20 protein-coding genes are annotated in these 23,464 nt (G+C 46.9%); 18 read left to right on the top strand and 2 right to left on the bottom strand.

Features of this window, described 5'->3' with window-relative positions; genetic code table 11:
* The first annotated feature begins 9 nt into the window (after window positions 1–9).
* The 3 genes from recO to acpS are packed head-to-tail and all read left to right on the top strand — an operon-like array spanning window position 10 to window position 1,828.
* Window positions 10–720 (top strand): DNA repair protein RecO, encoded by a 711-nt coding sequence (gene recO / locus ACKLNH_RS04115; RefSeq protein WP_413110972.1) that lies wholly within the window; start codon window positions 10–12, stop codon window positions 718–720.
* Window positions 717–1,448, top strand: coding sequence for a pyridoxine 5'-phosphate synthase (gene pdxJ, locus ACKLNH_RS04110; RefSeq protein WP_413110971.1), 732 nt, complete (start codon window positions 717–719; stop codon window positions 1,446–1,448). The genes recO and pdxJ overlap by 4 nt, the downstream gene beginning before the upstream one ends.
* On the top strand, window positions 1,448–1,828 hold the full coding sequence (acpS, locus tag ACKLNH_RS04105) for a holo-ACP synthase (protein WP_413110970.1): 381 nt from the start codon (window positions 1,448–1,450) through the stop codon (window positions 1,826–1,828). Before pdxJ ends, acpS begins: the two co-directional genes overlap by 1 nt.
* A 128-nt stretch (window positions 1,829–1,956) precedes the next feature.
* On the opposite strand, the gene barA is transcribed toward acpS, so the two are convergent.
* On the bottom strand, window positions 1,957–4,725 hold the full coding sequence (gene barA, locus ACKLNH_RS04100) for a two-component sensor histidine kinase BarA (protein ID WP_413110969.1): 2,769 nt from the start codon (window positions 4,723–4,725) through the stop codon (window positions 1,957–1,959).
* A gap of 121 nt (window positions 4,726–4,846) precedes the next feature.
* Here barA and rlmD point away from each other — a divergent pair, with 121 nt between their 5' ends.
* From rlmD to rpoS, 13 genes are all read left to right on the top strand, one after another.
* Window positions 4,847–6,169, top strand: coding sequence for a 23S rRNA (uracil(1939)-C(5))-methyltransferase RlmD (rlmD, locus tag ACKLNH_RS04095; RefSeq protein ID WP_413110968.1), 1,323 nt, complete (start codon window positions 4,847–4,849; stop codon window positions 6,167–6,169).
* A gap of 66 nt (window positions 6,170–6,235) precedes the next feature.
* Window positions 6,236–8,452, top strand: a complete 2,217-nt coding sequence (gene relA / locus ACKLNH_RS04090; RefSeq protein ID WP_413110967.1) for a GTP diphosphokinase — start codon at window positions 6,236–6,238, stop codon at window positions 8,450–8,452.
* A gap of 66 nt (window positions 8,453–8,518) precedes the next feature.
* Window positions 8,519–9,325, top strand: a complete 807-nt coding sequence (mazG, locus tag ACKLNH_RS04085) for a nucleoside triphosphate pyrophosphohydrolase (RefSeq protein ID WP_413110966.1) — start codon at window positions 8,519–8,521, stop codon at window positions 9,323–9,325.
* 161 nt (window positions 9,326–9,486) lie between these two features.
* On the top strand, window positions 9,487–11,124 hold the full coding sequence (gene pyrG, locus ACKLNH_RS04080) for a CTP synthase (protein WP_413110965.1): 1,638 nt from the start codon (window positions 9,487–9,489) through the stop codon (window positions 11,122–11,124).
* An 80-nt stretch (window positions 11,125–11,204) separates the two neighbouring features.
* Window positions 11,205–12,503, top strand: coding sequence for a phosphopyruvate hydratase (gene eno / locus ACKLNH_RS04075; RefSeq protein ID WP_413110964.1), 1,299 nt, complete (start codon window positions 11,205–11,207; stop codon window positions 12,501–12,503).
* 174 nt (window positions 12,504–12,677) lie between these two features.
* A complete protein-coding gene (gene ftsB / locus ACKLNH_RS04070) occupies window positions 12,678–12,956 on the top strand; it encodes a cell division protein FtsB (protein WP_413110963.1) in 279 nt (92 codons plus the stop codon).
* Window positions 12,957–12,982: 26 nt separating this feature from the next.
* On the top strand, window positions 12,983–13,684 hold the full coding sequence (gene ispD / locus ACKLNH_RS04065; RefSeq protein ID WP_413110962.1) for a 2-C-methyl-D-erythritol 4-phosphate cytidylyltransferase: 702 nt from the start codon (window positions 12,983–12,985) through the stop codon (window positions 13,682–13,684).
* The gene (ispF, locus tag ACKLNH_RS04060; RefSeq protein ID WP_413110961.1) at window positions 13,681–14,163 is read left to right on the top strand and encodes a 2-C-methyl-D-erythritol 2,4-cyclodiphosphate synthase; all 483 of its coding nucleotides are present in this window, start codon (window positions 13,681–13,683) and stop codon (window positions 14,161–14,163) included. Before ispD ends, ispF begins: the two co-directional genes overlap by 4 nt.
* Entirely contained in the window at window positions 14,160–15,203 is a 1,044-nt protein-coding gene (truD, locus tag ACKLNH_RS04055; protein WP_413110960.1) for a tRNA pseudouridine(13) synthase TruD, read from the top strand. Before ispF ends, truD begins: the two co-directional genes overlap by 4 nt.
* Window positions 15,191–15,931 (top strand): 5'/3'-nucleotidase SurE, encoded by a 741-nt coding sequence (surE, locus tag ACKLNH_RS04050; RefSeq protein ID WP_413110959.1) that lies wholly within the window; start codon window positions 15,191–15,193, stop codon window positions 15,929–15,931. Before truD ends, surE begins: the two co-directional genes overlap by 13 nt.
* 12 nt (window positions 15,932–15,943) lie before the next feature.
* Entirely contained in the window at window positions 15,944–16,567 is a 624-nt protein-coding gene (locus ACKLNH_RS04045) for a protein-L-isoaspartate(D-aspartate) O-methyltransferase (protein WP_413110958.1), read from the top strand.
* Between the two features lie 65 nt (window positions 16,568–16,632).
* A complete protein-coding gene (locus tag ACKLNH_RS04040; RefSeq protein WP_413110957.1) occupies window positions 16,633–17,559 on the top strand; it encodes a peptidoglycan DD-metalloendopeptidase family protein in 927 nt (308 codons plus the stop codon).
* Between the two features lie 60 nt (window positions 17,560–17,619).
* Window positions 17,620–18,606, top strand: a complete 987-nt coding sequence (rpoS, locus tag ACKLNH_RS04035; RefSeq protein ID WP_413110956.1) for an RNA polymerase sigma factor RpoS — start codon at window positions 17,620–17,622, stop codon at window positions 18,604–18,606.
* 73 nt (window positions 18,607–18,679) lie between these two features.
* Here rpoS and mutS read toward each other — a convergent pair whose 3' ends face one another.
* Window positions 18,680–21,259 (bottom strand): DNA mismatch repair protein MutS, encoded by a 2,580-nt coding sequence (gene mutS / locus ACKLNH_RS04030; RefSeq protein ID WP_413110955.1) that lies wholly within the window; start codon window positions 21,257–21,259, stop codon window positions 18,680–18,682.
* A gap of 331 nt (window positions 21,260–21,590) precedes the next feature.
* Between mutS and ACKLNH_RS04025 the strand changes: the two genes are divergently transcribed.
* Both ACKLNH_RS04025 and recA read left to right on the top strand, forming a co-directional pair.
* The gene (locus ACKLNH_RS04025; protein WP_413110954.1) at window positions 21,591–22,085 is read left to right on the top strand and encodes a CinA family protein; all 495 of its coding nucleotides are present in this window, start codon (window positions 21,591–21,593) and stop codon (window positions 22,083–22,085) included.
* 171 nt (window positions 22,086–22,256) lie between these two features.
* Window positions 22,257–23,303 carry a recombinase RecA gene (gene recA / locus ACKLNH_RS04020; protein WP_413110953.1) on the top strand — a complete coding sequence of 349 codons (1,047 nt, stop codon included), beginning with the start codon at window positions 22,257–22,259 and terminating at the stop codon, window positions 23,301–23,303.
* Window positions 23,304–23,464: the final 161 nt, after the last annotated feature.

Raw genomic sequence — 23,464 nt, 5'->3', positions numbered from 1 at the left:
TGATAGCGGATGGAAGGATTACAGCGTTGCTTTGTTCTTCACTCTCGACCATACAGTGAGACGAGCCTGATCCTCGATGTCTTTAGCGAGGAGCAGGGTCGTGTTACCTTGATGGCTAAGGGAGCACGTGGCAAACGTTCGGCACTGAAAGGTGCACTGCAACCTTTTACTCCGCTACTGTTGAAATGGAGTGGCAAAGCAGGAATGCGAACGCTACGCCATGCAGAAACGTTATCGCTATCTTTACCCCTGAATGGCGTTATGCTCTATTCTGCTTTGTATTTAAATGAACTCGTAGCAAGAGTTCTTGAACAACATACCCCCTATCCTCACCTTTTTCTCGATTACCTTAATGCACTGCGCGAGCTTGCTCAGGCTAAAAACCCAGAACCAGCCTTACGCAGATTTGAGCTGGCACTGTTAGTTCAACTGGGCTATGGTATTGATTTCCTTCATTGTGCTGGAAGTGGTAATGAAGTGGATGATCAGATGACATACCGCTTTCGGGAGCAGCAAGGATTTGTCGCTTCAATGTTGCAGGGACAGTTAACTTTTACGGGGAAGCAGTTAAAAGCGATCGCGGCACGTCGGTTTGAAAGTGCTGATGAGTTGCAGGCCGCAAAGCGTTTTACCCGTATAGCATTAAAACCTTATTTGGGACCAAAACCATTAAAGAGCCGGGAGCTGTTTAATTTCCGGTCAAGGAGTAGTGAAACATGAATCCAATTCTTTTGGGCGTTAATATTGATCATATTGCGACCTTACGTAATGCCAGAGGGACCAAGTACCCCGATCCTGTTCATGCTGCTGAAGTGGCGGAACGAGCAGGAGCTGATGGGATCACTGTTCACTTACGTGAGGACAGGCGTCATATTACCGATCGTGACGTGCGTATCTTACGTGAAACGCTACAGACCCGAATGAACTTGGAAATGGCGGTGACGGATGAGATGGTTAATATCGCCCTAGAGGTAAAACCTGAGTTTGTCTGCCTTGTGCCAGAAAAGCGTGAAGAGCTAACCACAGAGGGTGGCCTTGATGTTGTCGGACAGCTTGAGCGTGTTAAAGCCGCGACGGAAACGTTGAGCGCAGCGGGCATTCAAGTCTCTCTGTTTATCGATCCTGATCGCGAGCAAATTGATGCGGCTCTAGCATGCGGTGCGCCGTATATTGAGCTGCACACTGGCCATTACGCTGATGCTGAGACCGAGTCTGAACAACAAGATGAGTTAAAGAAAATCTCTGCGGCAGCTACGTATGCGCATGACAAAGGTATCAAAGTAAATGCAGGCCACGGATTAACGTATCATAATGTTAAACCTATCGCAGCGTTACCTGAGCTAGTTGAACTCAATATTGGTCACTCGATCATTGGCCGTGCAGCCTTTGATGGCTTATCGAAAGCGGTGGCTGATATGCGCACGGAGATGCTAGAGGCGCGCCGTTAATGGCGGTGGTGGGATTGGGTACCGATATCTGTCAGATTGATCGGGTCGAAGGAAGTTTGTCACGTTTAGGCGAAGCGTTTGCATTGCGCATTCTCACTCCGAATGAGATGGCACACTTTCGACAACGCAAACATTCTCACCGCTACTTAGCGAAACGTTTTGCAGCCAAAGAGGCCGCGGCAAAGGCCCTCGGAACGGGAATCGCGAACGGTATTAGTTTCCAAGATTTTGAAGTGAGTAATGATGTGAGGGGCAAGCCGTCTATTACGTTATATAACGCGGCCCTTGCTCAATTCGAGCAATTAGGTGGGCGACACATCCACCTGACGATTTCAGATGAAAAGCAGTACGCTGTTGCGACAGTGCTGTTTGAATCTTAAGCCAGTTGCATCACTCGTCGATTAAGGGCTGTATGACTCCATGCAGCCCTTTTTATTTAATCCGGTTTACTTAATCCGGTTGATCTATCGCGCGTCTTGGCGAAGATTAATCCCCCCGACCGAGTCACCTAGATTTTTGCTTGCAAAAATTCGCTAGAAGCTTTAACGACATTTTCCATTTCGTCGACTAACTCAAGAAGTTCCGGCTCTATTTCCACATTCGGGGTTTCTTGTTTTAGCAATGCTTCGATATCATGGCAGAGCTTTTTCAGCTTAGGTACACCAGAGTATGCACAACTGCCGTGTAGCTTATGAATCGGTGGCCACAGATCAACGTCATTGCCATCGAGCGCCTCATTAACTAGCAGCTCCACTTCCGGCATATAATCGAGCAACATTTGCAGCATGTCTTCGGCCAAATCAATTTTTCCAGCCGATTGCTGCAAGGCTTGCGTCCAGTTGATGCTACCATTCTCACTGATTAGAGGTGACGCTGCGTTCGCTGGTGCAGGTAGCAATTCAATATCAGGCTCACTGTGATTGTGAGATGTTATCCAGCTCGCGAAGATCTGTTCGAGAATATGTTCCTCGATAGGTTTCGTGAGGTAGTCATCCATGCCCTCATTCAGTAAGCGCTCTCTTTCTCCTGCCATCGCATGCGCTGTAACGGCGACAATCGGTGTCGTGGCATTGAGGCTGGTTTTACGGATCTCTTTACACGCTGTTACACCATCCATCTCTGGCATTTGAATGTCCATAAAGATGAGGTCGTATTTGTTTTGTGTTGCTTGTTCTAGCGCTTTTAGGCCATTCGTCGCACTGTCGACTTGCTCTGCACGCTCTTTTAGAAGTGCCGTGATCAATTTTAAGTTGGCAGGGTTATCATCAACGGCCATGATACGCAGTGGTTCCACCTTATTCGGTTGTTGGTGCATGATGGTTTGACCGCTGGTACTGGTGTTTGGATCCATGAGCAGCTCGAATAGCTTGCGGCTAGCAACAGGTTTCGCCAAACAGCCCCCTACGCCACGCGATAATAGGTGTTCTGACAGCGCCAATTCCGTTGTTGGTAGTGAGACAAAAATCTGAGGGGCAAACTGTTGCAGTTTTGTGAGTGTTGTTTCTAATTGCTCCAGCTCTGGAATTGTTTCAGTCGCGACGCAGTACAAGGCAAAGTCATGTGCTTCAACGGCATCAGGTGTTGTTGAGCGATAGGTAACATGAAGACCACCATGGATAAGGTTTTGCTGGATAATAGCGGCCGCTTGCATATTCGGCTCGATAAGCAGCACTTTTTTACCCCGAAGAGACAGTATATCTATGGGTTGCGAAACAGGCAGTTCAGTTTTCATTAATTTGATTGAAAACCAGAATGTTGAACCTTGATGGAGGCGGCTGGTGAAGCCAACTTCGCCTTCCATTTGGCTGACAAGTTTCTGTGTGATGACCAGCCCCAGCCCTGTGCCTCCGTAACGGCGAGAAATACTGGCGTCAGCTTGGCTAAATGCTTGGAATAATTGCGCTTGCTGACGCTCAGAAATGCCAATCCCAGTATCACGAACCATAAATTGAAGCTCGATGTTATTGTCTTTGTCGGCTTTTAATTCAACGGCAATGTCAATATTTCCCTTTTCAGTAAATTTGACCGAGTTACCGATGAGGTTGGTTAGGATCTGTTGGATACGCATTGGATCGCCAATGAGACCCGCAGGTATACGATGATCTACTTTTAGCGTTAGTTCTAGCCCTTTCTCATGCGCGCTAGGCGCTAGTAGGCGCATTACTTCATCTAAAGCGTCAGAAAAGTCGAACGGAATGTTCTCGAGTAGCAGTTTACCTGCCTCCAGTTTCGAGAAGTCGAGAATATCATTAATGATCGTCAATAGGTTATTGGCTGATTTTTCAATGGTGAGCAGATAATCTCGTTGACTGGTTGTGAGCTGTGTTTTCAGCATTTGTCGAGTGAAGCCAATCACGCCATTGAGTGGTGTTCGTAATTCATGTGACATATTGGCAAGAAATTCAGATTTAACGCGTGCGGCTTCTTGTGCGCGTTTTTTAGCAATGTCGAGCTCGACGTTTTGGATTTCCAGTTGTTCCAGTGTCTCTAGAAGATCTGAGGTCGCTTGATCGATACTTTGCTGCATTTCGCCATGGTAGTCAGACAACGAGATTGCCATCGCATTGATGCCGTTTTTTAGTGTGTCCAACTCACCGATCATTTGACCCTCTATTCGGGTATCAAGGTGGCCGCGACGGATTCTATCGACCATCGCCACCATATCAGAGATAGGGCCAGTGACTTCTTTGGTTAATTTGTAAGCAAAGATGGCTGAGAAGAATAAACCGCCCATGAGAACGAATAAAGCGGTAAACATTACCTGATACTGCTCTAATCTAAGAGGGCTGAGATCCAGTTCAAGCGCGATATAGCCTAATGTGGCATGACCATTGTTGCCCGCGACCGGAGGAGTTAAGCGCCCTTCTGTGATAATGGGGGTCTTGAAGATCAGTGTGTTGTTGTGCCACGTTGCCTCGGTTAATTCGGGGATCGGCTGATCTGCCGGGAACATCAGTGCTTCAAAGTTGCGGTGAAAGTTGGAAGTGACAAACAGTTCGTTATTACTATCAAAGACCGCAATCGTGCGCACGATGTTAGAATGTTTACGATGGGCGTAACTTATCATACGGCGTACCGCTTCATGGCTGTTACTGCTCATTCCAAATTCTGTCGAGATCGCTAAAGGCTCTATAATACTGTTACCGGTGACATAGAGTTGCTTTTCTAAATCATGATAGCGGTTGACAGTGAAAAAGCCGCTGAGTAGCAGGCCGATAATTAAGGTCGGGGCCAGAGTTAACGTGAACACCCGTGTTCGAAGTCCGTATTTGGTCATGCGTCTCTAAATTGCAAAAAAAGCTGTCTGTGGGAGAATTGGCACTTAATGGTCACTAGCTTAATTTAACTGAGGCTATTGAACAATCAATCTTCGTTCAAACAATGCACTTGAAGGTAATATGGCGCAGTTTTTTAAACCACAGCGACGAAAAGTGGCTGATACCCGACATAAATTAATCAAAATCACCCGTTTAGATACTCAGGGAGCCGGTGTTGGGGGGCTTGATGGGAAGACGGTTTTTGTCGAAGGCGTACTGCCGGGAGAAGAAGCATTAATTCAAATCACCGAACAAAAGCGGCAATATGCACGTGCGAAACTGATCAAGGTGCAACAGGCATCATCTCAACGACAAGCACCATTTTGCCAATATTACGGGCGTTGTGGTGGTTGTAACTTGCAGCATTTGACCTATTCAGCACAGGTTGAGCATAAAAAATCTGCGCTTGTGCAGTTAATGTCTCGTGCCGCAGGGGAAAATGTAGAAGCGGTGACAACTGAGACGCTATCCAGTCAAGATCAGAGTTATCGACGCAGCTGTCGATTAAGTCTTTGGGTTGATAAGCAACATCAGTTGCAAATGGGCTTTCGGCAACGTAGCAGTAAAGCCATTATTGATATTGCCCGTTGTCCCGTTCTAATGCCTTCGCTATCGGCTTTACTGCCAGAGCTAAAAGCACTGCTGGTGAGCTTTACTCAGCCTAAACAACTGGGGCATATCGAGTTGGTAGAGGCAGATAATGGTGTGGTTTTAATGCTGCGTCATTTAAGCGGATTGAAAGCGGATCATCTTGCACGTCTCGACGCGTTTGCGGCAACCCATCAGTTAATGCTCTTTACATCGGTCGATGGGCAGACAATTGTTCAACGCCAAGGGGAAAAGCCTTTTTACACCATCGAAGGAGAGAAGATATGGTTTACTCCGGGTGACTTTATTCAGATTAATCGCACTGTCAATGCCGCTATGGTCGCCCGTGCGTTGGCATGGTTAGAACCGACAGCATCCGATCGAGTCTTGGATCTGTTTTGCGGTCTTGGTAACTTCTCTTTACCGTTGGCACGTCAAGTGGCTGAGGTGGTCGGCGTTGAAGGGGTCGACGATATGGTGGCGCGAGCCAAAAAGAATGCAGAACATAATCAGATCCACAACGCTGCGTTTTACCAAGCAAACTTAGAAGACGACATTCATACTCAGCCATGGGCTCAGAAAGCGTTTAATAAAGTGCTATTAGATCCTGCTCGTGGAGGGGCTGCTGGGGTGATGGCGCATTTACTTTCTTTGGCGCCACAACGGATTGTTTATGTTTCTTGTAATCCAGCCACATTAGCGCGGGACAGTAAAGAGTTACTAGATAATGGCTACCGGTTAAGCAAATTGTGTGCAATGGATATGTTTCCGCATACAGGGCACAGTGAGTCAATGGCGTTATTCACCAAGTTATGAGATAAATAAGAGTAGAATCAGCCATCATGACATGACGGCTCTTGATAGCGATAATGGGAAGGGAAGATGGTCGCGATACGCGGTGCACACTTAAAGGAAAACAGCGCATTTGTGTTGGCGCAGTGGGTAGGAAGCCTGCAGCAAGATAAGCAGACTAGGAAGAAGCTGATAGAAACCTATCAATTGTGCGAAGCGCAATTGGGGGATTCTGCCTATGCGCCTTTAGTGCTGTGGCGTGGCCGAGAAATGGTCGAGATCCTTGTTACCTTGAACATGGATACCAATACATTGATCTCGGCACTGCTGTTTCCCGTCGTGGAAATGGGCTTATATAGTCACGATGCACTGCATGAAAATCACCCGAAAGCGGTCGTAGAGATGGTTGAAGGTGTTGAACAGATGGCGGCCATTGGTCAATTGAACGCCACGACTGGCGACACTGCAACATCTGGGCAAGTCGATAATATTCGCCGTATGTTGCTCTCAATGGTGGAAGACTTCCGCTGCGTCGTTATTAAACTCGCAGAGCGTATTTGTCACCTACGTGAAGTGAAAGATGAGCCGAATGCGATACGACGTACAGTAGCGAAAGAGTGTGCCAATATTTATGCCCCATTAGCCAACCGCCTCGGTATTGGTCAGCTAAAGTGGGAGATAGAAGATTACGCTTTTCGCTATCAGCACCCAGAAACCTATAAACAGATCGCGAAACAACTGGCAGAGCGCCGTATTGATCGTGAGTTGTATATCGACGAGTTTGTCCATGATCTATCCGAGTCGATGCAAGCGGCAAATATTGGTGCCGATGTTCAAGGGCGTCCCAAGCATATCTATAGCATCTGGCGCAAAATGCAGAAAAAGAGCTTGGCGTTTGATGAACTGTTTGATGTACGTGCGGTGCGCATTATTGCTGATGAAATCCAAGACTGTTATGCCGCATTAGGTATCGTTCATACCAAGTATCGTCATATTCCCAAAGAGTTTGATGACTACGTTGCTAACCCTAAGCCAAACGGTTATCAGTCTATTCATACTGTAATATTGGGGCCGGGTGGCAAAACGGTTGAGATCCAGATCCGAACCAAAGCGATGCATGAAGAGTCGGAGCTTGGCGTGGCTGCGCACTGGAAATATAAAGAAGGCGCTAGCGGCAAGAACTCAGCTTATGATGAGAAAATTACATGGCTGAGAAAGCTACTTGTTTGGCAAGAAGAGATGTCAGACTCGGGTGACATGCTTGAAGAGCTACGTAGCCAAGTTTTTGATGATCGGGTTTATGCTTTTACGCCGAAAGGAGATGTGGTTGACTTGCCAGCAGATGCAACTCCGCTTGATTTTGCCTACCACATTCACTCGGAAGTGGGGCATCGCTGTATCGGTGCGAAAGTAGAAGGGCGAATTGTTCCGTTTACCTACAAACTGCAGATGGGTGAACAAGTTGAGATTATTACTCAAAAAGAGCCCAACCCATCGCGAGATTGGTTAAACCCCAACCTTGGTTTTGTTCGTTCTAGTCGTGCGCGTGCTAAGGTGCATGCTTGGTTTAGGAAGCAGGACCGCGATAAAAATGTCGCTGCTGGACGGGAGATTCTTGAGGGTGAGTTGGGGAAAATCAACGCAACCTTAAAAGACGCAGAGGCCTATGCGCTAAAACGCTTTAATGTAAACAGTACCGATGAGCTGTTTGCAGGCATTGGTAGTGGCGACCTGCGTATTAACCAAGTGTTGAACCATATCAATGCGCTGGTCAATAAACCCACGGCAGAAGAAGAAGATCAGCAGCTATTAGAAAAATTGACGGAAGCGCCACAGAGCACACAAAACAAAAGGCCGAGTCGTGATGCCATTGTGGTTGAAGGAGTCGATAATTTAATGAGTCACCTTGCGCGCTGTTGTCAGCCGATACCGGGTGATGAAATTTGTGGTTTCGTGACGCAGGGAAGAGGAATTTCAGTTCATCGTGTCGATTGTGAGCAGTTAGAAGAGTTGCGTCATCATGCACCTGAACGCATTATTGATACGGTGTGGGGAAATTTTGCTGGTCACTATAATATCACTGTGCGGGTACTCGCGAATGAGCGTAGTGGGCTATTAAAAGATCTCACCTCGACCTTGGCGAATGAGAAAATTAAAGTCAATGGTATGAAAAGCCGCATTGATCAGAAAAAGCAGCTCTCGGTCATGGACTTTGAGCTGGAGTTGACCGATTTAGCGACGCTATCACGCGTACTAAAGCGCATTGAATCATTGCGTGATGTCGCTCAAGCGAGGCGTTTACATTAAAGCCTCAAAGACAATCATAACCAAACGGGAAGCTTTGCTTCCCGTTTTTTAATTAGGACAAGAGTTATGTCGAATTCAACCCCATTAAATCAACTGCTGACCATTATGGAGACACTTCGAGATCCAGAGCGAGGTTGTCCATGGGATCGCCAGCAAGATTTTGAGACCATTGCCCCGCATACGCTTGAAGAGGTGTATGAAGTGATCGATGCGATTCAGCAGCGTAATTGGGATGAATTAAAAGAAGAGCTCGGCGACTTACTTTTTCAGATCATTTTTTATTGTCAATTGGGAAAAGAACAACACCACTTCGACCTAGATGATGTGATAAAGGGGCTAAATGACAAGCTGATTCGTCGCCATCCACATGTTTTTTCAGATGTAGACTTCGCTGATCAAGTGGCGATTAAAGCCAATTGGGAGCAAGAGAAAGCTAAAGAGCGAGAGCAAAAAGGACAATCGAGTGTACTGGATAATGTTCCCCATGCTATGCCCGCTCTACTCAGAGCAGAGAAGCTGCAAAAGCGTTGCGCTCAGCACGGTTTTGACTGGGATAGCATAGGCCCAGTGGTGGAAAAGGTGCACGAAGAGATTGATGAAGTGATGGAGGAGGTGACGCAGGTATCGCCCAGCAGCGATAGGGTTGAAGATGAAATCGGCGATTTACTGTTTTCTGTCGTCAACTTAGCCCGCCATGCCAAGGTGAAGCCAGAAATTGCTTTAGCCCGCGCCAATAAAAAATTTGAGCGTCGCTTTCGCGAAGTAGAAAAATCTGTGCTACAAGAAGGGAAGCAGTTGGTGGAGTGTGATTTAGAAACACTCGATAATTGGTGGCGAAAGGTGAAGGAAAATGAAGCAGATAACAAAAGTTAGCCGTTGGCATTCCACATCAGGTGTGACGGCTATTGATTTGAGACAAAAAAAAATCCACACAAGTGTGATACTTTTCACGTTGTGGCGATAAAGTGGCTCTGGTATGATTGCGTCCCGTCCAGATACATTTTAATTCCTCTAAACCAACTTCCAGGTTAAGCATGACAACAAACTACATTTTTGTTACTGGCGGGGTAGTATCCTCTCTAGGTAAAGGTATTGCTGCTGCATCACTAGCTGCCATTCTTGAAGCACGTGGCTTAAACGTCACAATGATGAAGCTAGACCCATATATCAACGTTGACCCAGGCACGATGAGCCCGACTCAACATGGTGAAGTATTTGTTACGGAAGACGGTGCAGAGACTGACCTAGACTTAGGTCACTATGAGCGCTTTATCCGCACCAAAATGACAAAACGTAATAACTTCACGGCAGGCCGTATTTATGCTGAAGTTTTACGTAAAGAGCGCCGCGGTGATTACCTTGGTGCGACCATTCAGGTTATTCCTCACATTACCAATGAAATTAAAGATCGCGTGATCTCTGGCGCTGAAGGCCATGATGTTGCTATCGTTGAAGTGGGTGGTACTGTTGGTGATATCGAATCACTACCGTTCATGGAAGCGATTCGTCAGCTAGCGGTTGAGCTTGGTCGCGAGCGTGCCATGTTCATGCATCTAACATTGGTACCTTACCTTGCTGCGGCAGGCGAGGTAAAAACTAAGCCGACTCAACACTCAGTGAAAGAGCTACTTTCAATTGGTATCCAACCAGATATTCTGGTTTGTCGTAGTGATCGTGCTATTCCAGCCAATGAGCGTAAGAAAATTGCTCTTTTCTGTAATGTTCAGGAAAAAGCAGTTATCTCAATGAAAGATGTTGATTCAATCTACAAGATCCCTCAGCTTATTAAAGCGCAAGGGCTTGATGATTTGGTTTGTCAACGCTTCGGCATTACCGCGCCTGAAGCTGATCTTTCTGAGTGGGAGCAGGTGATTTACGAAGAAGCTAACCCTACCGCAGAAGTGGTTATTGGTATGGTTGGTAAGTACATTGAGTTACCGGATGCCTATAAGTCGGTAAACGAAGCGCTGAAGCATGCGGGTCTTAAAAACCGCTTATCAGTGAAGATCAAATATGTCGACTCTCAAGATGTAGAGTCTAAAGGCGAAGAAGTACTACAAGGCCTAGATGCTATTTTGGTTCCTGGCGGCTTTGGCGGACGTGGTGTTGAAGGTAAGATTTTGACCGCTCAATATGCGCGTGAAAATAAAATTCCTTACCTTGGTATCTGTTTAGGTATGCAGGTTGCGCTTATCGAGTTCGCTCGTAACGTTGCTGGTTTGAAAGATGCGCACTCATCTGAGTTCAACCCAGAAACCACCAATCCTGTTGTTGGTCTTATCACTGAATGGGTTGATGGCGAAGGTAAAGTCGAAGAGCGTACAGAGAGTTCAGACCTTGGCGGCACAATGCGACTTGGCTCTCAGCTATGTCACCTAGAAGAAGGCTCAAAAGCCCGTGAGTTATATGGCAATGCCACGATTCACGAGCGTCATCGTCATCGCTATGAAGTGAATAATAATCTGTTGCCAGTCCTGAAAAAAGCCGGTTTACGCATTTCAGGTCTATCAGCCGATAAGAAACTAGTAGAAATCATTGAAGTTCCAAACCACCCGTGGTTTGTGGCTGCACAATTTCACCCTGAGTTCACCTCAACACCTCGTGACGGTCATCCGTTATTTGAAGGTTTTGTGGCTGCTGCTGGGGCTAACCAGCGCGGTGAGCTGGGTTAATATACAAATGGAAGGGCTGCAGCCATGGAGGCTGCGGTTTTGATTCGCTTTTTAAGTTAATAAAGCAAGAGGAAAGACTAATGTCTAAGATCGTTAAAGTTCTAGGTCGTGAAATCATTGATTCACGTGGTAACCCAACTGTTGAAGCAGAAGTACACCTAGAAGGTGGTTTCGTAGGTATGGCAGCTGCTCCTTCAGGTGCATCAACTGGTTCTCGTGAAGCGCTAGAACTACGTGACGGCGACAAAGCACGTTTCCTAGGTAAAGGTGTTCTTAAAGCTGTTGACGCTGTAAATGGCCCAATCGCTGAAGCACTAGTTGGTAAAGATGCAAAAGCGCAAGCTGACATCGACCAAATCATGATCGACCTAGATGGAACTGAGAACAAATCTCAGTTCGGTGCTAACGCAATCCTAGCGGTATCTCTAGCGAATGCTAAAGCTGCTGCTGCTGCGAAAGGCATGCCTCTTTATGAGCACATTGCTGAGCTAAACGGCACTGCTGGTGTATTCTCTATGCCTCTACCAATGATGAACATCATCAATGGTGGCGAGCACGCTGATAACAACGTTGACATTCAAGAGTTCATGATTCAGCCAGTTGGCGCGAAAACTCTTAAAGAAGGCCTACGTATCGGTGCTGAAGTATTCCACAACCTAGCTAAAGTACTTAAGGCGAAAGGCCTAAGCACTGCAGTTGGTGATGAAGGTGGTTTTGCTCCTAACCTTGAGTCAAACGCTGCTGCACTAGCTGCAATCAAAGAAGCTGTTGAAGCTGCAGGTTACGTTCTAGGTAAAGACGTTACTCTTGCTATGGACTGTGCTGCATCTGAGTTCTACGACAAAGAAGCTGGCAACTACAACATGAAAGGCGAAGGTAAAATCTTCTCTTCTGAAGAGTTCAACTTCTACCTACAAGACCTTGCTAACCAGTACCCAATCGTTTCTATCGAAGACGGTCTGGACGAGTCTGATTGGGCTGGCTTCAAGCACCAAACTGAACTACTAGGTGACAAGCTTCAACTAGTAGGTGACGATCTATTCGTTACAAACACTAAGATCCTTGCTGAAGGTATCGAGAAAGGCGTAGCTAACTCTATCCTTATCAAGTTCAACCAAATCGGTTCTCTAACTGAGACTCTAGCTGCAATCAAGATGGCTAAAGATGCTGGTTACACAGCGGTTATCTCTCACCGTTCTGGCGAAACTGAAGATGCAACTATCGCTGATCTAGCGGTAGGTACAGCTGCAGGCCAAATCAAGACTGGTTCTATGAGCCGTTCTGACCGTGTTGCTAAGTACAACCAACTTATCCGTATCGAAGAAGCTCTAGGTTCTAAAGCGCCTTACAACGGTCTTAAAGAAGTAAAAGGTCAATAATTCTTCACTGAATTAACCTGATAAAAAGCCGCCCCAATTGGGGCGGCTTTTTTATGGTTGCAATTTATCGATGAATATAACCGGAGTCCGTATACTTTTTCTTTCATGGTGGTAGCCTAACTCTTACTAATATGGGATTATTCAGGCAAATTATGCTGATGCTGGAAGGCAGTTATGCGACTACTTACCTTGACGTTATTGACCGTTTTAGCTTATTTACAGTGGACACTCTGGGTTGGAAAAAACGGACTGTTAGACTATTTTGCTGTGCGTGATTATGTTGTGGTGCAGCGGGCTGCTAATTTAGAGTTAGAGCAGCGCAATGCGCAAATGTATGCCGAAATCGGTGATCTCAATCGTGGCGTAGAAGCCATAGAAGAACGTGCGCGTAATGAGCTAGGTATGATTCAAAAAGATGAAACCTTTTTCCGCATTATCGATGCAGAGCAATAACTCACGTTAGATGACAGGTAAGAACATTGATTCCGAATAAACAACATATAGCCGCGATTATTCCTGCTGCTGGTGTGGGTAAGCGTATGGCGGCAGACAAGCCAAAGCAATACCTTTTGTTAAATCAGCAAACCATCTTAGAACATACTGTCGCGTTATTATTGTCTCACCCTGCTATTGATCGCGTGGTGGTCGTACTAGGCAAAGATGATATCTATTTTAATCAGCTGCCTTTAGCTTCCCACAGTCAGGTCTCAACGGTTACTGGAGGCGCGGAACGCGTCAATTCTGTCATGGCAGGGCTAGCCAGCATTACGGAAGAGTGGGTAATGGTGCATGATGCTGCGCGTCCGTGTGTTAGTCTAAGTGATATTGATAATTTAATCGTGCAGGCACAACAGCACCCAAATGGGGCAATACTGGCATCGCCTGTGCGCGATACCATGAAACGAGCGGCTGAAAATGGTGTGATAGAGCATACTGTTTGCCGTGAGCACCTTTGGCATGCGTTGACCCCGCAAATGTTTCGTACTGAATCGCTGAAGATAGCCCTGCAGCAAGCGATGCAACAAGGGGTAAATATTACCGATGAAGCATCAGCGATGGAACACTGTGGTTTAGCGCCGATGCTTGTTAGGGGACGTTCAGATAATATTAAAATTACTCAGCCTGAAGATTTGGCATTGGCGGATTTTTACCTTCAACAACGTGCAAAGGAGAGATCATGATTCGCATTGGACACGGTTTTGATGTGCATAGGTTTGGCGGCTCAGGACCGATAGTTATGGGAGGAGTCAGCATTGATTACCCTCAAGGTTTGGTCGCACACTCTGATGGTGATGTGGTATTGCATGCGGTTTGTGATGCGTTGTTGGGAGCGATAGCTGAAGGCGATATTGGGCGACATTTTCCTGATACAGATGATAAGTGGAAAGGTGCAGATAGTCGTACGTTATTACGCGATGTCTATGCACGTGTGCTTGAAAAGGGCTATCAGTTGGGCAATCTTGATGTCACCATCATGGCCCAGACGCCTAAAATGGCCCCATATATTGAAGCGATGTGCAGTACGATTGCTATCGATTTAGCGACAGAAAGAGATAACGTCAACGTCAAGGCGACAACGACAGAGAAATTAGGCTTTACAGGCAGAAAGGAAGGCATTGCTTGTGAAGCGGTAGTAGTGATCACTAAGGTTGCACAATGAGCGATATTTTAACACCATTTACTTACCTACATGGTAAGCCACAAGCGTCTGGAATAATGAAAGCCGTACCAGAGCACTTTATTGTTAAAGAAGTGCTGGGATTTGAATTCTCTGGCCAAGGTGAGCACTTTATGGTTCATGTGCGCAAGCGAGGCGAAAACACCAAATATGTGGTGAACGAACTCGCGAAAGCATGTGGTGTTAAATCGCGTGATGTGAGTTGGGCAGGGCTTAAGGACCGCCACGCAGTAACAGAGCAGTGGTTAAGTGTTCACTTGCCAGGGCAGCCGGATCCGGATCTGAGCGAATTTGTTGCAACACATCCCGGGGTTGAAATATTAGCAACGGCACGACACGATAAAAAATTGCGTCCAGGTGATTTACTTGCCAACCAATTTGAGTTGGTCGTTACTGAGCTGTCGGAGTTTGAGCAATTAGAAGAGAGATTGGCACTGATAGCACAAAAAGGGGTGCCAAACTATTTTGGTTCGCAACGTTTTGGTCGTCAGGGTAATAATGTTACTCGCGCTAGAGCGTGGGGAAATGATGAGTTCCGAGTTAGAGATAAGAGTAAACGTAGCTTTTATCTATCAGCGGCACGCAGTTGGTTGTTTAACATGGTGTTGTCGCAACGTATTGAGCAGGGGCTAATTGAGCAGGTGCTTGATGGTGATAGCTTATATTACACGGACAATGCGCAATATGTTGTTGTTAATAAAGACAATCAGTTGGATGTAGATAATGGTATCGCGCAGATTTCTGGTCCATTAACGGGTGATAATGCACTACCAACCCAAGCCGATGCCGCTGAATTTGAGCAAGCCGTGCTTGACCATGAGCCTTTGCTGCTGAAAGTGATCCGTGACAACCGTATGCGTCATGATCGTCGAGCATTAATGTTACATCCTCAAGCGATGAACTGGCAGTTAGAAGAGCAGCAACTAACGTTATCGTTTACTTTGCCAGCGGGCTGCTTTGCAACCACCGTGTTGCGTGAATTGATTGTACTTAAGGATAATGAGCCTACATGCGAATCTTAATCAGCAATGATGATGGCATACGGGCGCAGGGTATCAATACGTTGGCTGAGGCGCTATTGCAATTCGGTGAGGTCTACATGGCCGCGCCGGATCGTAACCGCAGTGGGGCGTCTAACTCATTAACCTTAGAGTCGCCATTGCGTGTTCAGCGTTACGATAATAAGCGTGTGGCCGTGCAAGGTACACCAACGGATTGTGTCCATTTTGCCCTTAATGCATGGTTAGACTTTACCCCTGATTTAGTGGTAGCCGGAATCAATCATGGTGCCAACCTTGGCGATGATGTGTTGTATTCTGGTACCGTGGCGGCAGCGACCGAAGGACATTTTCTTGGCGTACCCTCCTTGGCGGTTTCACTGGTTGGGAATACTCACTTTGATACCGCTGCGCGAGTGACCTGCGATATCATTAAACGCATGCAGCAATGCCCAGTACCCGACAAGCGGTTATTGAATATAAATGTGCCTGACTGCACTTACGATGCCTTACAGGGGTGGGAAGTGACTCGCTTAGGTGCGCGTCACCGAGCAGAGTCGATGATTCCTGCGACAGACCCCCGTGGTCACGAAATATTTTGGCTAGGGCCGCCAGGGGCACGACAAGATGCTGGTGTAGGCACTGATTTTTATGCGGTTGATCATCATATTGTATCAATTACACCGTTGCAGGTTGACCTTACGGCACACGATTCACTTAGTGTTGTCAATCAGTGGATGACAGCGAAATGAGGAAGTAAGCTCGTGTTGAGCGATAGAGAACAACTTTATACTAGCTTGCGCGCACAAGGGGCGGCAGAACAACGTATTATTGATGCGATGGCCGCTTTACCTCGTGAGCATTTTATTGATGAAGCGATGGCACATAAAGCGTATGAAAATAATGCGTTACCGATAGGGTGCGGTCAGACGATTTCCCAACCCTACATTGTCGCAAGAATGACAGCGTTACTGGGATTAGAACAGACAAGCCGCGTTCTCGAAATTGGTACTGGATCCGGATTTCAAACCGCGGTACTCGCACAGTTAGTTGATCATGTATATTCTGTTGAGCGAATAAAAGCACTGCAATGGCAGGCGAAGAGACGTTTCAAACAACTTGATTTGCATAATATTTCCACCAAGCATGGCGATGGTTGGCAAGGCTGGCATAATCGAGGACCATTTGATGCGATCATTGTCACCGCCGCCGCTGTCGGTACGCCTCAGGCGTTATTGACTCAATTGGCTGAAGGAGGACGTTTGGTGATCCCGGTTGGTGAAGATCAACAGGTATTAAAGCGTATTATCCGATGTGGTGATAGATATATCAGTGAAGATATAGAAATGGTGAACTTTGTACCTTTAGTGGCAGGTGAAACTGTATAACAGCGACGATGAGAATAGCAGGGAAAGGAAGAATAAGAAGACAAGTGGCGTTAGTGGGAGTTGGAATGCTCCTGCTAACTGGTTGTGCCTTTTATCAACCATCGACATCTCATGGCAAGGATTATCAAACCTTGGAGCGTGGAAGCTACCGCGGCAGTTATTATGAAGTAAATAAGGGTGACACGCTGTACTTTATTTCATACATAACTGACAGGAATGTTAATGACTTGATAGAATTTAACAATCTTGAGCCACCACATACAATATTCCCGGGGCAAAAGTTACGTTTATGGCGACCTCGCTACGTAGCGCCTGAATATGGCTCCACTCCCGCTGTTGTTAGTGCTGCTGTAGCCCCCGTGGTTACAGCGTCTGCGCCTGTTAAGGTTAAGCCGCAAAGTGTCACTCCTCGCCCTGTTAGCGAAAAAGTGGCAACACAGCAACCTACCAAAATCATACCCAGCGCACATAAAAGCGACGCGAAAACTATTGATTCTAAGAATTCAACAGGGTACTCTCAGGGAGAAGGTAAACAAGTTGTTAACAAAAACACCCCTCCGGCCAAGGTTGAACCAGTTAAGCCAAAGCCAGAGCCAAAGCCGAAAACTCCAGCGAATACTGCAAAAGTTTCACAGTGGCATTGGCCGACGAAAGGAAGGGTGGTGAGTAAATTCTCCGATACAGCTAATGGAAACAAAGGCATCGATATTGCGGGCCAACGAGGTCAGACAATTAGTGCCACTGCTGGTGGGACAGTCGTGTATGCGGGGAATGCATTACGTGGTTATGGGAATCTGATCATTATTAAACATAACGATGATTACCTAAGCGCATATGCTCATAACGAAAAGCTTCTTGTTAAAGAGAACCAGTCGGTCAGTGCTGGTCAGAAAATTGCAACGATGGGCAGTTCTGGTGCACAAAGTGTGATGCTGCATTTTGAGATCAGATATAAAGGTAAGTCGGTGGATCCGATGAGGTACCTTAACTAAGTCATCATTACGGTTTGGTTCGCTGTGATGTGTTGCTATTAGCCACATGGGAGGCGCGCTATGTCCAAGAGTAATACTGTGACGAAAGACGATTGCTTTGAAACGATCACTGATATTGAATTGGGGGCTGATCAAGTCGAAGCAGAAGAGGCCCTTGTTGATGACAGCGAGGATCAGAACTACGTCGCTGCGACCCAAAAAGCACTTGATGCGACTCAGCTATATTTGAGTGAAATTGGTTTCTCGCCGTTATTAACCGCACAAGAAGAAGTATTGTATGCTCGACGCGCTTTGCGAGGCGATGAAGCAGCACGTAAACGCATGATTGAAAGTAACTTACGTCTTGTTGTGAAAATATCACGACGCTACAGCAATCGTGGTTTAGCCCTACTCGATCTGGTTGAAGAGGGTAATCTTGGTTTAATCCGCGCGGTAGAAAAGTTTGACCCAGAACGCGGATTTCGCTTTTCAACTTACGCGACATGGTGGATACGTCAGACGATTGAGCGTGCCATCATGAATCAAACCCGCACAATTCGTTTACCAATTCATGTCGTTAAAGAGCTCAATGTCTATTTAAGAACGGCACGGGAGTTGGCGCAGAAATTGGATCATGAGCCAACAGCAGAAGAAATTGCGCAGAAGCTAGATAAACCGGTTGATGATGTTAATCGCATGCTGCGCTTAAACGAACGTGTCGGCTCGGTTGATAATCCAATTGGCGGTGATAGCGAAAAAGCACTGCTTGATATTATCCCTGACGAAAAGGGGGGCGGGCCAGAAGGCTCGACTCAAGAAGATGATATGAAGCACTCGATTGTTGGGTGGTTACAAGAGCTGAATCCGAAACAACGTGAAGTGTTAGCGCGCCGTTTTGGTCTGCTCGGTTACGAAGCATCAACATTAGAAGATGTGGGGCGAGAAATTGGCTTAACCCGAGAACGTGTTCGTCAAATTCAGGTTGAAGGCCTACGTCGCTTGCGTGATATGTTAACTCACCAAGGACTAAGCATCGAATCGCTGTTCACGGCTGAAAGTTTACAATAGTGTTGTTATCTTGCGAGAAAAGGCGCCGATTAGGCGCCTTTTTTATTGTTTCTTGTTCTATCGAAAAGCTGGTTTATAGGAGCTTTTTGAGACGATAGAGCTCTTCTAACGCTTGGCGTGGTGTGAGGTTGTCAGGGTCAATGGCAGCCAATAGACTTTCGACTTCACTAGGCTCAGGTAGAAGAGAAAGCTGCGTTTCGGTGCGAGCTTCCGTAGGGTGTGCCGTTGGAGCTTGATGTGTTTCTAACTCACGCAATTTGGCCTTTGCATTCCTTACTACCCCTTTTGGTACGCCGGCTAAACTGGCGACCGCAAGCCCATAAGACTTGCTTGCTGCGCCTTCTTGTACGGCGTGCATGAACGCGATTTCATCGCCATGCTCGACGGCATCGAGATGAACGTTGGCCAGCCCTGTCATTAGGTTAGGTAGCTCAGTGAGTTCAAAGTAGTGCGTTGCAAACAATGTCATCGACTGAATTTTCTCTGCCAGCCACTCCGCACTGGCCCATGCTAGAGATAGGCCATCATAAGTACTGGTTCCTCGGCCTATTTCATCCATCAGCACCAAACTATCTTTCGTCGCATTGTGCAAAATGTTTGCTGTTTCTGTCATCTCAACCATAAAGGTCGAACGACCTGAAGCGAGATCATCTGACGCGCCAATTCGGGTGAAGATACGATCCAGTGGCCCAATTTGCGCAGACTCCGCTGGGACGTAGCTTCCTACATGTGCCAATAGTGCGATGAGCGCAGTTTGGCGCATATAGGTCGATTTCCCCCCCATGTTTGGACCGGTAATGATCAGCATGCGCCGCTCTGGGCTTAAGTTGATCGGATTGGCAATAAACGGCTCATCAAGGACTTGCTCAACCACAGGGTGACGACCGCCTTGAATAGCAATACCACTCTTAGCAGCGATGTCTGGTCGGCAGTAGTTCAGTGTATCAGCGCGCTCAGCGAGGTTGGCTAGTACATCCAGTTCAGCAAGGGCGGCGGCGAGATTCTGCAACGCTTCAAGGTGTGGTAATAAATGATCAAACAGCGCGTCCCATAACTGCTTTTCCAATGCGAGAGCTTTGGATTTTGAGTTTAGAACTTTGTCTTCATGCTCTTTGAGTTCTGGGATTATATAACGTTCAGCATTTTTAAGCGTTTGACGACGAACGTAGTGAGCGGGGACGCGGTCACTTTGAGCGCGACTGACTTGAATAAAGAAGCCATGAACATTGTTGTAACCGACTTTTAGCGTATCGATGTCATTCTGCTCTCTTTCTCGCGCCTCTAACTCTTCAAGGTAACGCGTTGCGCCTTGCGCCAGTTCGCGCCATTCATCTAACTCGGCATTGTACCCTGTAGCAATAACTCCGCCATCGCGGATCACCACAGGCGGGTTCTCCATTATCGCGTCTTCTAATAGCGAGCAGAGGGTTGGCTGCGGCAGAGCATGGGTGGCCAAGTCAGTAAGGCGTTGATCCGGATTACCTTCCAGCAGTACTGCTAACTCAGGTAGTTGCTGCAGAGCATGGCGCATGCGGGCCAGATCGCGCGGTCGTGCGGATCGCAGCGCTAAGCGAGCCAAAATTCGCTCAAGATCCCCGATATTGCGTAGCAATGGGTGAAGTTCAGCGAACAGTGCACTCTCTTTTAACTCTCCAATAGCGTCTAGACGACCATTCAATACTGCTGGTTGGCGAACAGGTTGGTGTAGCCAGCGTTTTAATAAGCGACTCCCCATCGGGGTTGCTGTGTAATCCAACACTTCCGCTAAGGTATTATCTGTACCACCACTTAGGTTGTGGGTGATTTCTAAGTTACGGCGAGTAGCGGCGTCGAGAATGACGCAGTCATCACGGCGCTCTAGCGAGAGGCTACGGATGTGCGGTAAGGCAGTACGTTGGGTATCTTTGACATATTGAAGCAAGCAGCCCGCGGCACAGAGACCACGTTCAGCACCTTCCACCCCAAAGCCAACGAGATCTTTGGTACCAAATTGCTTGTTGAGCTGAGTGCGGGCAGTATCGCGTTCAAACTCCCACACTGGACGTCGACGCAGACCGCGTAATTCGCTAATCAAATGGTGGTATTCAAAGTCTTCAGGATAGAGCAACTCTGCTGGTTGTGTGCGCTGCAATTCGGCAAGTAGTGTCTCTTCGCTGTTTGGCTCATTGAGTAAAAAGCGCCCTGAGGTAATATCCAAAGTGGCATACCCAAAGCCATTGTTATGGTAATACACCGCGGCTATCAAGTTGTCTTGACGCTCTGTTAGCAGCGCTTCATCACTGATGGTACCAGGGGTGATGATACGAACGACTTGGCGCTCAACCGGCCCTTTACTGGTCGCAGGATCGCCAATTTGTTCGCAAATGGCCGCCGACACACCACGCTGTACTAGCTTGGCTAGATAGCCTTCGACTGCATGATAAGGAACACCTGCCATGGGAATAGGCTGACCGTTAGCGCTACCACGTTTGGTTAATGAAATGCCTAGAATGTCCGATGCTTGTTTAGCATCGTCAAAAAATAGCTCATAGAAATCCCCCATACGATAGAACAGCAAAACATCGGGATTCTCAGCCTTTATTCTTAAGTACTGCTGCATCATCGGGGTATGCGAGCTCTTTAAGTCTTTAGTTGTGGTGGTTTTCTTTGTCATTTTGCTTCTTGGATTCAATGATTTATGGAATAGGGGTAAATTCCAATCTATTCCACTGATTATCAATGGGGTTAACACATGCGTAGCCAATGTTGCAGGTCAATGATTGACGTTTTTGCCAATAGCAGAGAATAGAGCGGCTACATCAAATAGAAAGATGGGGCAGAATTACGGCCGGTTGCAAGAATAACAAACCTGCAGTGGATTGGGCAATTTTTGATAGCACAATAGCTCAGGGTTGCGATGAATTGAGCCAGGGTTGGTAATCGGGATGGCGAAGGGGGGGGGAATCGCTTAAAGTGAAGCAAAGGACTGATAGCGGTTGAGGAAAATGAATAAAGATATCGTCGCCCAAGCAGCGTGTGTTGGGCGTTTATTGCAACTAAATTTTGTCACGCTGACCACTGCGGAGTCTTGCACTGGCGGCGGAATCAGTGCTGCGATTACTGAGATCCCGGGAAGTTCAGCGTGGTTTGAGCGGGGGTTTGTTACCTATAGCAATGAAGCGAAACACGCGATGCTTGGTGTTAGTTTGGGCACTTTATCTGATCACGGCGCAGTGAGTGCGGCAGTGGTGGCAGAAATGGCTGCTGGCGCTTGCCGAGAAGCGAAAGCCGATATAGGCATTGCGGTAAGTGGCATTGCAGGGCCAGATGGCGGAAGTGAAGATAAACCTGTCGGCACGGTGTGGTTTGGGGTTCATGACGTTAGCGGTTGGGTACATCAAGAGCAGTGCCGTTTTGCTGGTGAGCGTGGTGCTGTGCGTGAACAAGCTGTGCTTCACGCACTGAACCTGATTGAGCAGCGCTTAAAAGTGCGTCATTAGCGGTAAAAACGATAATGGGTGGTTTTCTGGAATGCTCATTGTTTTCTCAAATGTACATTAAGAGAAGAGATTTTTCTCACAAAACATCATACAGGGGTTTACACTGTATGAATAGACAGTATACTTTGAGCCAAGTGGAAAATTAGTTCCTAACATATTTCGGAGAGTCGAATGGACGACAACAAACAGAAGGCACTGGCCGCGGCGCTGGGCCAAATCGAAAAGCAATTTGGTAAAGGCTCGATCATGCGTCTGGGTGATGACCGTACCATGGATATCGAAACGGTATCAACAGGCTCTCTAGCGCTTGATATTGCGTTAGGTGTTGGTGGTTTGCCATACGGGCGAATTGTCGAGATCTATGGCCCAGAATCATCAGGTAAAACAACCTTGACATTGCAAGTGGTTGCAGAAGCACAGAAGCAAGGCAAAACGTGTGCCTTTATCGATGCGGAACATGCGCTCGATCCTGTCTATGCGCGCAAGCTAAATGTGGACATTGATAACTTACTGGTTTCTCAGCCGGATACGGGTGAGCAAGCGTTAGAAATTGCAGATGCACTGACTCGTTCAGGTGCTGTTGATGTGATTATTGTCGACTCCGTAGCTGCACTAACGCCAAAAGCAGAAATCGAAGGTGAGATGGGTGATTCTCACATGGGTCTTCAAGCACGTATGCTGTCACAAGCGATGCGTAAACTAACTGCTAATATTAAGAACTCAAACACTTTGATGATCTTCATTAACCAGATTCGTATGAAGATTGGCGTTATGTTTGGTAACCCTGAAACCACCACAGGTGGTAACGCGTTGAAGTTCTATGCTTCTGTTCGTCTTGATATTCGTCGTACTGGCGCTATCAAGGAAGGCGATGAAGTGGTGGGTAACGAAACGCGTGTTAAAGTGGTTAAAAACAAAGTGGCAGCCCCCTTTAGACAAGCTGAATTCCAGATCCTTTATGGTCAGGGAATTAACCTTTATGGTGAACTTATCGACCTTGGTGTGAAACACAAAATGGTCGAAAAAGCTGGCGCTTGGTATAGCTACAATGGCGATAAGATTGGTCAGGGTAAAGCGAATGTGTGTAAGTATCTACAAGAGCATAAGCACATAGCAGAAGAGCTAGACGTTAAATTGCGTGAGCTTTTGCTACAAAAAACACCAGCAGAAGAAGCCGTCGCTGAAGACGCAGATGCTGCGGAAGATAAGGCGTTTTAACCTCTTAATAAACAAGCGGCTTACGAATCAGCGGTGGGATTATTATTCCGCCGCGATCATTCCAAACAAGCTGCACTGCCTGCCAAAGCAACAGGCAAGATTCAATGAAATATCATGTTGATTCTGTGTTTTGTAGTGCCGTGGCTTTGGTTTTTAACCGG

Origin of the sequence: Thaumasiovibrio clandestinus, from assembly GCF_047250365.1 — a bacterium.
Classification (GTDB): domain Bacteria; phylum Pseudomonadota; class Gammaproteobacteria; order Enterobacterales; family Vibrionaceae; genus Thaumasiovibrio.
This window is presented reverse-complemented; position numbering and strand designations above follow the sequence as displayed.